General features: G+C 60.3%; 9 protein-coding genes. 3 read left to right on the top strand and 6 right to left on the bottom strand.

The window, feature by feature from the left end; all coding sequences use genetic code 11:
* Positions 1-101: 101 nt before the first annotated feature.
* Together D8U71_RS23225 and cynS are read right to left on the bottom strand one after the other, a co-directional pair.
* Entirely contained in the window at positions 102-761 is a 660-nt protein-coding gene (locus tag D8U71_RS23225; protein WP_110645597.1) for a carbonic anhydrase, read from the bottom strand.
* A 57-nt stretch (positions 762-818) separates the two neighbouring features.
* The gene (cynS, locus tag D8U71_RS23220; RefSeq protein ID WP_041480833.1) at positions 819-1286 is read right to left on the bottom strand and encodes a cyanase; all 468 of its coding nucleotides are present in this window, start codon (positions 1284-1286) and stop codon (positions 819-821) included.
* A gap of 122 nt (positions 1287-1408) precedes the next feature.
* On the opposite strand from cynS, the gene cynR reads away from it, so the two are divergent.
* A complete protein-coding gene (gene cynR / locus D8U71_RS23215; RefSeq protein WP_130888779.1) occupies positions 1409-2296 on the top strand; it encodes a transcriptional regulator CynR in 888 nt (295 codons plus the stop codon).
* A 253-nt stretch (positions 2297-2549) separates the two neighbouring features.
* Here cynR and D8U71_RS23210 read toward each other — a convergent pair whose 3' ends face one another.
* Together D8U71_RS23210 and D8U71_RS23205 are read right to left on the bottom strand one after the other, a co-directional pair.
* On the bottom strand, positions 2550-2879 hold the full coding sequence (locus tag D8U71_RS23210; protein ID WP_041480831.1) for a hypothetical protein: 330 nt from the start codon (positions 2877-2879) through the stop codon (positions 2550-2552).
* Positions 2880-3422: 543 nt separating this feature from the next.
* The gene (locus D8U71_RS23205) at positions 3423-5366 is read right to left on the bottom strand and encodes a DNA topoisomerase III (RefSeq protein WP_130888778.1); all 1944 of its coding nucleotides are present in this window, start codon (positions 5364-5366) and stop codon (positions 3423-3425) included.
* 192 nt (positions 5367-5558) lie between these two features.
* On the opposite strand from D8U71_RS23205, the gene D8U71_RS23200 reads away from it, so the two are divergent.
* Entirely contained in the window at positions 5559-5921 is a 363-nt protein-coding gene (locus D8U71_RS23200) for a DUF427 domain-containing protein (RefSeq protein ID WP_122700349.1), read from the top strand.
* A 52-nt stretch (positions 5922-5973) separates the two neighbouring features.
* On the opposite strand, the gene D8U71_RS23195 is transcribed toward D8U71_RS23200, so the two are convergent.
* Positions 5974-7596 (bottom strand): MFS transporter, encoded by a 1623-nt coding sequence (locus D8U71_RS23195; protein ID WP_130888777.1) that lies wholly within the window; start codon positions 7594-7596, stop codon positions 5974-5976.
* A 132-nt stretch (positions 7597-7728) separates the two neighbouring features.
* Positions 7729-9390: a GMC family oxidoreductase N-terminal domain-containing protein gene (locus D8U71_RS23190; RefSeq protein ID WP_130888776.1), complete on the bottom strand. Its 1662-nt coding sequence runs from the start codon at positions 9388-9390 to the stop codon at positions 7729-7731.
* Positions 9391-9523: 133 nt separating this feature from the next.
* On the opposite strand from D8U71_RS23190, the gene D8U71_RS23185 reads away from it, so the two are divergent.
* Positions 9524-10408 (top strand): LysR family transcriptional regulator, encoded by an 885-nt coding sequence (locus tag D8U71_RS23185; protein WP_016775104.1) that lies wholly within the window; start codon positions 9524-9526, stop codon positions 10406-10408.
* Positions 10409-10559: the final 151 nt, after the last annotated feature.

Here is a 10559-nt window from a genome sequence, read left to right as displayed (position 1 = left end):
GCTCCGCGTGGGAATGCAGCCCGTGACGCTCCGCGTCACTGGACGCAGAGCGTCCCTTGAGGCATTCCCACGCAGAGCGTGGGAACGATCACGGTGGGGAGTCAGGCAGCGTGGCTGGCTTGCGCGCTGATCGCGCAAGTCTCAGGTTGCTCGACCAGCGGCACAAAGGTGCGGCGATCGGAAGAGAGCGCGTCGATCGAGCCGGTCTCGATGTCATACACCCAGCCATGCAGATTCAGCCGCCCTTGCTCCTGGGCCAGGCGCACACTCGGGTGGGTCTGGATATTCGCCAGTTGCGCGATCACATTCTCGCGCACCATCGAACTCAATTTCGCCGCGTCGCTGCCATGCACGCGCGCTTCGTTCATCACCTTCGCCGACTCGGCATGCTGCAACCAGCCGCTGACGGCGGGCAGGTGATCCATGCATTTGCACTGGGCAATCGCCGTCATTGCGCCGCAATCGGAGTGGCCGCAAATCACGATATCGGTCACCCCCAGTACCGCCACCGCATACTCCACCGTCGCCGAGACCCCGCCCGGATGCGGGCTGTAGGAGGGCACGATATTGCCGGCGTTACGGATCACGAACAGTTCGCCGGGCTCTTGCTGGGTCAGCAGCTCAGGCACTACACGGCTGTCGGAACAGGTGATGAACAGCGTGCCGGGTTGCTGAGTCGTGGCCAGATGTTTGAACAGTTCGCTGCGTTGCGGGAAGGCTTCGTTCTGGAATTTCAGGAAGCCGTCGATCAGGGCTTTCATGGCATGTCCTCGTGACAGAAATGAGATGGCCCGCACGCAGGGTGCGGGCCGGGCGTATCAGAACGGACGCAGCGGCAGGAACTTGCCGTCGAGGGTTACCACGGCGCGGGAGCCGCCTTCCGGGTCTTCGACTTTCTTGATGTCCAGTTTGAAGTTGATCGCACTGATGATGCCGTCACCGAACTGTTCATGAACCAGCGCTTTCAGCGTGGTGCCGTAGATCTGGATCATTTCGTAAAAACGGTAGATGGTCGGATCGGTTGGCACGCCGCTGAGGCTGCCGCGCAAAGGAATGATCTGCAGAGCGGCGACGTCATCTGCGCTGAGGTCAAGCTTGTCGCCGACCACTTGAGCAGCGTTTTCCGGCAGCGGATGCTGGCCGAGCAGGGCGGCGGTGACGTAGGCCAGGCTGAGGCCGGTGCCGTCAGCCAGATCCTGCCACGACAGATCTTTTTTCGCCTTGGCGTCGAGAACGCGGGTGGTCAGGGCCAGGCTGTTGTCGTTGTAGGCGTGGGACTGTTGCATGGTGTCACTCCTTTCAGGGGTTGGCTTGCTGTGTGTGGAAGCAATGTTGCGCCGGTCGATTCATAGCGTCCAAGACCGATATACAATGCTTCGCATAAGCCCTGCCTATAGATGGTGTCCTCATGCTGTTGCGACATTTGCGTTATTTGCTCGCCGTTGCCGATCACGGCGGCTTCACCCGCGCCGCCGAAGCGCTGCATGTGTCGCAGCCGACCCTGTCGCAACAGATTCGGCAACTGGAACAAACCCTCGGCGTGAGCCTGTTCGATCGCACCTCGCGCACGGTGAAGCCGACGGATGCCGGCGTGGCTTACATCGAGTGCGCGCGGCGCGTGCTGGTGGAGCTGGAGGCCGGGCAGCGCGCCTTGCACGACGTGAAGGACTTGTCCCGCGGCACGCTGCGCCTGGCGATGACGCCGACGTTCATGGCGTATCTGGTCGGGCCACTGGTGCGCGACTACGGGGCACGGTTTCCCGGGATTCGTCTGGAGATCTTCGAGTTGTCGATGGACGACATCGAGGCCGGGCTGGCGGATGACTCGCTGGATGTCGCGATCGCGTTTACGCCGGTGCGCAATGCCGATATCGAATGCATACCGGCGTTTACCGAGACGCTGGGGATCATGGTCGGGCCTGGGCATCCGCTCTATGACAGCCCTTCGGTGTTGACGTCGACGGAATTGGCTTCAATGGACTTCGCCTTGCTGGCGCCGGGCTTCATTACGCGGTTATTGGTGGATGAGTATTTCCGTGAGCACGGGATTACGCCGCAGGTGCGGATTGAAGTGAATTCGGTGAGTACGTTGCTGGAAGTGGTGCGGCATGCGCCGCTGGCGACCATGCTGCCCGAGGCGATTGCCAGCGAAGACCGCGCGTTGCGCCGCTTGCGGGTCGAAGGCGAGGCGCCACAGCGTGGCGCGGCGTTGTTGCGGCGCAGAAATAATTATCACAGTGCGGCGGCGTTGGCGTTTGTGGAGCTGGTGCTCGGCATGAAAAGCCCCTCACCCTAACCCTCTCCCAGAGGGAGAGGGGACTGACCGAGGTGTTTGGTCAAGTTACTCCGACCTGAACGAGCTTCGTTGACTCATAATCGCCACGGTCATTCAGGTCTACGGTTGAGCTGAGGCAACTCGGTCGGCTCCCTCTCCCTCGGGAGAGGGCTGGGGTGAGGGGCGACGGGGGCACTCACGCCGCAAAACTCAAAAGAACAACAAAGGGCCTGCTCCCAATCGGAAGCAGGCCCTTAGTTAAATAACCTACAACTCAATACAACCGATCAATCACCCGAACTTCATTCTGATTCTGCATCGAATCCCACGCCTGTTTCAGCGTCTGCAGCACACTGCCAATGAAGTCCTTGTCGGCCGCAGCCTTCTTGCCGACATAACCGTGGCCGCGGCGGTACATCTTCAGGCGGGCCAGCAGGTTCTGGTGGTTGCGGTCGAACTCTTCCTCGCCAGCATGGGGCGACAGGCAGTCGATGTGTACCTGGCCCGACTTGCTGATCCAGAGAATATGGCTGTCGTGGCTGTCTTTCTGCGCCGCGAACATACGAGCCAGTTCTTCGATGGTGGGTTGATTGTTCAGATTCATTGTTATACCCCTTGACCAGTCTGGTGATCTTTCAAAGTTGATTCGCTAATACAGGTAGCCCATCGGTTAGTTGATCCCTGGCACCGAAACCAGGACGTCAGCACTCGCCCGTATGAAGTACGGGGTCATGCATCTGTTGCATGTAGTCGTGTTGAATAACTGCTACGCAATAGCGTCACAACGAGGAGAAGCAGCGAAAACCGGGAGGCTCCTTGACGACAATCCAGTGTCGGCCACAAGGCGTCTTGAGAATTTTCGCCAGCGCTTCTCGTCCTTGTACTGGACGTTCAGGCCAGGTCAGCTTCTTCAATCTGCCTTGTGGGCAGCGTGTATCCGGAAAAAACAACTCGGCGGTCAGACGAGTTTGCTCAAGCGTGTTACCAGTGCTCCCGATCGGGGAACGTCTTCATCATGCAAAAGCAAAACGATGCCGTCAACGGTTTTGTAGTGATTATTTTCAAGCACTACATATTGTCGGACAAAGCTGTTTTGGAATGAGAAAAGATCCTTTTCAGCAACGTAGAGAAGGGAACCTCAAGGGATTCAGCGAGTCGTCGGACGCGCCGTGCGTTTGCGTGTACCGGCGGCTTTGCTAGCCGTCGACTTACGCTTTTTCTTCCACGGCGCTGCGGCCTTGCCGGCAGGCGGCGGGCCGCTGATGGTCAGGCTGAGGGCGGAGCAGCGGCTGACCTGCTTGCTCATCCACGCGGCCTGTTTGGTGACGAATTCTTCCAGACTCATCTCGCCGCTCTGCACCATGTCCAGCGCCTGTTCCCAGATCGCCGTAGTGCCAGGATCGGCGATCGCGCGCGGCACTGCATCGATCAGGCTGAACGCCGCAGGTGTCGCCGCCAGCGCCTTGCCGTTTTTCACCAGATATCCGCGATCAAGCAAACCCTGAATGATCGACGCGCGGGTGGCTTCGGTGCCGATGCCGGTGGTGTCCTTGAGTTTCTGTTTGAGCAGCGGGTCCTCGACCAGTTTGGCGACGTTCTTCATCGCCTTGATCAGATCGCCTTCGGTGTAGGGTTTTGGCGGTTGCGTCCAAAGATCCTTGAGATTCACCTTTGCCACAGCGCATTCGACGCCCTGGCTGAGGGTCGGCAAGGTTTGCGGTGCTGGTGCTTCGCGGCCCCTGGCCGGTGCCAGTGCTTCGGGCAATGCGCGCTTCCAGCCTGGTTCGATGATCTGCTTGCCGACCGCGCGCAACGCCTGCCCGTTGCAGTCGAAATCAGCCTGAGTGCGATCATATTCGTGATTGGGCAGGAACTGCGCCAGGTAGCGCGCGCGAATCAGCGTGTACACCGCGCGATGCTTGCCGGTCAGACGTTCGAGGTTCTTCGCGGCGATGGTGGGGATGATGCCGTGGTGAGCGCTGACCTTGGTGTCATTCCAGGCTCGCGAGCGCCGCTGCGGTTCGAGAAAACCCTGCAACACTTCAAGGCTCGGATCGGCCTGACGCAATGCGGTGAGGATCGATGGCGCCTCACTGTGTTGGCTCAACGGCAGAAAGCCGCAATCACTGCGCGGATAGGTGATGACTTTGTAGGTTTCGTAAAGGGCCTGGGCGATGTCGAGGGTCTCCTGCGCGCCAAGGCCAAGCTTTTTCGAGCAGACTTCCTGCAAGGTGCCGAGATCGAAGGGCAGGGGCGCGACTTCGCGCATGCGCTCGGTTTTCAGCTTGATCACCCGTGCGCTGTCTGCACTGCTGATCGCCGCTGCCGCTAGCTGCGCCAAGGCCTGATTCAAGCAGCGATCCTGATCATCACAAACGTCTGATGGTGCGCGCCATTGCGCGCTAAACGCTGTGCCGTTGTGCAGCAGTTCCACATCGATTGCCCAGAACGGTACGGGGACGAAATCGGCAATACTGCGGTCGCGGTCGACCACTAATCGCAGGGTCGGCGTCTGTACTCGTCCTACCGGCAACACGCCCTGATAACCCGATTGACGGCCCAGCAAGGTGAACAACCGGCTCATGTTCATGCCGATCAGCCAGTCCGCCCGCGAACGGCCCAGCGCCGAGTGATACAGGCTGAACGTTTCTGCTCCGGGCTTCAGCGCGCCCAGTGCCTTGCGAATCGACGCTTCGTCGAGTGCCGACAGCCACAAACGGCGGATCGGCCCGCGATAGCGGCAGTGCTCGACCAGTTCCCGGGCGATCATCTCGCCCTCACGGTCGGCGTCGGTGGCGATGATCAGTTCGCTGGCCTCGCCAAGCAGACGCTTCACCGCTTTGTACTGGCTGGCGGTGCGCGGCTTGACGGTCATTTTCCATTTGTCGGGAATGATCGGCAGATCCGCCAGCACCCAGCGCTTGTAGCGCGCGTCGTAGGCATCCGGCGGCGCGGTTTCAAGCAAGTGGCCGATGCACCAGGTCACTGTGACGTCCGTTCCCAACCAGCAGCCGTCGCCGCGCCGTTTGGCGCCGAGCACGGCCGCAATGTCTTTGGCCTGGGAAGGTTTTTCACAGAGGTACAGCCGCATAGCTACCATCGCTGGTTGGTTTGTGGGAGCGCACAGGATGGCTGGAGTCTGCGGCGCGAGCAACTTTTATCTGTATGGATATACAGATAAAACCATTGCCAAAGATTTTCGCCGTTCGGCTGCAATCTCAACCAGACCCGAGCCCATCAGCTATACCTGAACCGGTCTCTTCGCTGTGCTCAGGAGAACCTCATGAAAAGCCCCAGTCCCGTGATCATCCTGGAACAACTTGCCGGCTGCCTGCTGGTGAAGTTCCACGGCATCCAGGTCGCCGCGTCCTCTCACGCGATGATCCTCAACGAAGCCAACTATCCGCCGGTGTACTACATCCCGCGCGAAGACATCGACGAAAAATACTTCGCCCGCACCGACCACACCAGCTATTGCCCGTACAAGGGCGACGCCAACTATTTCAGCCTGCAAGTGCCCGGACATGAGGGTGCCAACGCGGTGTGGACGTACGAAAACCCGAAGGTCTCCGTCGCACCGATCCGCGACTACGTGGCGTTTTATCCGGACCAGGTGAAATTCGAAGTGATCAAGGCGGACGCCTGAGCAAAAAAATGGCGAGAGAATCGCTTCCCTCGCCATTGTGTCAGCGGGTTTTTCAGTTCTTGTCGAGATCGATATTCTTCGTCTCACGCAGACAGATCATCCCCACCACCAGGCTCACCCCGGTGATCAGCACCGGATACCACAGCCCGTAGAAAATATCCCCGGTGTACACCACCAGCGCGAACGACACCGTCGGCAGGAATCCGCCGAACCAGCCGTTGCCGATGTGGTAGGGCAGCGACATCGAGGTGTAGCGAATGCGCGTCGGGAACAGTTCGACCATCAACGCGGCCAGCGGGCCGTAGCACATGGCGGAGATGATGATCAGGGCGACGATCAGGGCGACGATCATCGGTTTGTTGATCTGCTGCATATCGGCTTGTTGCGGGTAGCCGGCGAGGGTGATCGCGCCGCGCAGTGCCGCCTCATCAAAACCATCCAGCTTCACGTCACCGACACTCACTTGCACGGCGCTGCCCGCAGGTGCTGCGACGCTGGAGTAGGGCAGGCCTTGTTTGACCAGGAAGGTCTTGACCTTGTCGCAGGGGCTGTCGAATTTGGCCTTGCCCACCGGATCGAACTGGAAGGTGCAAGTGGCGGGGTCGGCGAGGACGGTGATCGGCGCCTGACGGCTGGCCTGATCGATTGCCGGGTTGGCGTAATGGGCCAGGGATTTGAAGATCGGGAAGTACAGCGCGGTGGCCAGCAGCAGGCCGAGCATCAGCACGGGTTTGCGTCCGACCTTGTCCGACAGCCAGCCGAAAAAGATAAAGAACGGCGCGCCGATCACCACGCTGATGATCAGCAGACTGTTGGCCACCGCCGGGTCCATTTTCAGGAACTGGGTGAGGAAGAACAGCACATAGAACTGCGCAGCGTAAAAGGTCACCGCTTGCCCGGCGTTGATGCTGAACAGCGCGATCAGCACTACTTTGAGGTTTTCCCATTTGCCGAATGATTCGCGGATCGGTGCCTTCGAGGTTTTGCCTTCTTCCTTCATTTTCAGATAGGCCGGCGACTCGTGCAGGCTCAGGCGAATCCAGGTGGAAATACCCAGCAGCACGATCGACAGCAGGAACGGAATGCGCCAGCCCCACACCTCAAACTGGTCGCCGGTGAAGTAGCGGCAACCGAGCACTACCAGCAGCGAGAGCAGCAGGCCGAGGGTCGCGGTCGATTGAATCCAACTGGTGTGGAAGCCGCGTTTGCCGATGGGCGCGTGCTCGGCCACGTAGGTCGCCGCACCACCGTATTCGCCACCGAGCGCCAGGCCCTGAAGCATGCGCAGCACCACCAGAATGATCGGCGCGGCGATGCCGATGCTGGCGTAGGTCGGCAGCAGGCCGACGCAGAACGTCGCCACGCCCATCAGAATGATCGTCGCCAGAAAGGTGTATTTGCGTCCGATCATGTCACCCAGACGGCCGAATACCAGCGCACCGAACGGCCGAACGATGAAGCCGGCGGCGAATGCCATCAGCGCGAAGATGAACGCGGTGGTGTCATTGACCCCGGCAAAAAACTGCTTGCTGATCACTGCTGCTAGGGCGCCGTAGAGGAAGAAGTCATACCACTCGAACACCGTCCCGAGTGACGAGGCGAAGATGACTTTCTGCGTGGCGTTGCTGGTCTCGGCGCTGCCCGCAGCGTCCAGCGGCTGAACTTGTTCTGACATATCGGTATCCCTCACAGTGATTGTTTTTGTTGTTCCACTGGTGTTGCGTGTCCGGTAATGCGCGATGCCTGAGTCTGGTGGTAATTCCTGTGGGAGCGAGCCTGCTCGCGAAAGCTTTTTGCCAGTCAACTCCTAGGCTGAGTGAGCTACCGCATTCGCGAGCAGGCTCGCTCCCACAGGGGAAATATCTACAGGTCTGGACAAAATCAGTTGTGCCGCCTTCTCGGCAATCATCAGCGTAGGCGAACAGGTATTGCCCGAGGTAATTCTCGGCATGATCGACGCATCGGCAACGCGCAGACCCGGCACGCCATGCACGCGCAATTGCGCATCGACCACTGCGTCACCGTCGTTGCCCATGCGGCAGGTGCCGACCGGATGGAAAATCGTCGTGCCGATTTTCGCCGCCGCTTCATGCAATTGTTCTTCGCTTTGCAAGCTGTCGCCGGGCAGGTATTCGACCGGTTTGAACGCTTGCAGGGCAGGGGCGCTGACGATGCGCCGAGTCAGGCGAATCGCATCGGCGGCGACGCGCAGATCTTCTGGATGGCTGAGGTAATTGGGCTGGATCAGCGGCGCCGCTTGCGGATCGGCGGAGCGAATCTCGATGCGGCCCCGGCTCTGCGGGCGCAGGTCACACACCGAGGCGGTGAACGCCGGGAAGCTGTGCAGCGGCTCGCCAAAGCGCTCCAGCGACAGCGGTTGCACGTGATATTGCAGGTTCGCCGAGGTTTGCTCGGGGCCGGAGCGGGCGAATGCGCCCAACTGACTCGGCGCCATCGACAGCGGCCCGCTGCGGTCGTACAGATAACGCAGGCCCATGCCCATCTTGCCCCACACGCTGCCGGCGATCTGGTTCAGGGTACGGGCGTTTTCCAGCTTGTAGATCAGGCGCAGTTGCAGGTGATCCTGCAGGTTGCCGCCGACGCCCGGCAGCTCATGAATGACGCCTATCCCTAAGCGTTCGAGCAGCGGCCGCGGACCGATCCCGGAGCGCTGCAGAATGCTCGGCGAGCCGACTGAGCCGGCGCACAAGACAATCTCCTTGCGCGCCTTGAACTGTCTGGTCTGGCCTTCATGCTGCGCGCTGACTTTCGCCGCGCGGCCATTCTCCAGCAACACACGATCAACCTCGACGCCGGTCAGCACGGTCAGGTTCGCCCGGCTGCGCAGCGGTTTCAAAAAGGCCTTGGCCGCGTTCCAGCGCACCCCGGCTTTCTGGTTGACCTGAAAGTAGCCGCAGCCCTCGTTGTCGCCCTGGTTGAAGTCATTGATGCTGGCGATGCCGCTTTGCTCGGCAGCGCTGCGAAAGGCATCCAGAATCGGCCACGACAGGCGCTGCTGCTCGACCCGCCATTCACCCTGATCGCCATGAAATTCAGCGCCGCCGGCAAAGTGGTTTTCGCTCTGTTTGAACAGCGGCAGCACGTCTTTCCAGGCCCAGCCCGGATTGCCCGCTGCCGCCCAGCCGTCATAGTCGCCGGCCTGGCCGCGCATGTAGATCATGCCGTTGATCGACGAACAGCCGCCCAGCACCTTGCCGCGCGGATAACTCAGCGCGCGGCCATTGAGGCCCGGTTGTTGTTCGGTTTTGAAGCACCAGTCGGTGCGCGGGTTACCGATGCAGAACAGGTAACCCACAGGAATATGAATCCAGGCGTAGTTGTCGCGTCCGCCAGCTTCGAGCAGCAACACCCGTTGCTGTGGATCCGCTGAGAGCCGGTTGGCCAGCAAGCAACCGGCGGGGCCGGCGCCGACCACGATGTAGTCGAATTCATCCAGGGACGTGTGCATGCCCTGACCTCGCTTTTTGTTTTTATTGTCGGACACTCTAGTTGTTAGCTTTCGTTAAAAGAATGTTAGTTTTTGCGCAGCCGCTGTGCGTTTTCAAACAGCCCGAAGTGACGACAGCTGACAAGGACCTGCCATGTTCGACTGGAACGACCTGCGCTTTTTTCTCGAGCTGCAACGCAGCGGCCGCCTGCTCACCGCCGCGCGCCGGCTCAACACCACCCATGCCACAGTGGCGCGGCATATTGAATCGATCGAGAAAAGCCTCGGCACGGCGCTGTTCGTCCAGCACGCCCAAGGCTATGAAATGACCCCAGCGGGAGAGGCCCTGCTCAAGCACGCCGAGGCGATGGAAAACGTCGCGCTGCTGGCGCAGGAAGAAATCACCCAGTCCACCGCGCCGCTGGGCAAGATCCGTGTCGGCGTCACCGAAGGCCTTGGCATCAAATTCCTCGCCAGTCGCATGATCGGTCTGTTCGAGCGCTATCCCGGGCTGGAAGTGGAACTGGTTGCCGTACCGCGCTTTGTCAGCATCCTCAACCGCGAAGCGGAAATCAGCATCCACCTCGAACGGCCATCCGCCGACATGCTGGTCACGCGCAAACTCACCGACTATCGACTCGCGTTGTATGCCAGCCAAACCTACCTCGACAACGCACCGCCGCTGCACAGCCGTGAAGACCTGGGCCGGCATGCGTGGATCGGTTACGTTGACGACCTGCTGTTCAGTCAGGAACTGATGTTCCTCAACAGCTTCTGCCGCAGCCCGCGCGTGGTGTTTCACAGCACCAGCGTCATTGCCCAACAGGAAGCGGCGCGCTCGGGATTGGGCATCGCCGTGCTGCCGTGTTACATGGCCGCGTCCGACCCGGATCTGGTGGCACTGTTGCCGGATGAAAGCATCGAGCGCAGCTACTGGATCAGCACCCGCCGGGAGCTGCACAAATCCGTGCGGCTGCGAGTGGTCTGGGATTATGTGGTGGGGTTGTGTGAGGCCGAGCAGGGGCTTTTACGCGGTTAAACCTGGCGCATCCAAATCCCCCTGTGGGAGCGAGCCTGCTCGCGAAAGCGGTGTATCTGATACGCAAACCTCGCCTGACCCACCGCCTTCGCGAGCAGGCTCGCTCCCACACGTTTATTCACCGTGGCTGCTTTCGCGGGTTGATAAATAT

Source organism: Pseudomonas sp. Sample_21, from assembly GCF_004307525.1.
GTDB classification, from domain to species: Bacteria; Pseudomonadota; Gammaproteobacteria; order Pseudomonadales; family Pseudomonadaceae; genus Aquipseudomonas; species Aquipseudomonas atacamensis.
Note: the sequence above shows the minus strand (reverse complement) of the source record. Positions and strands in the feature narration are given on the sequence as shown.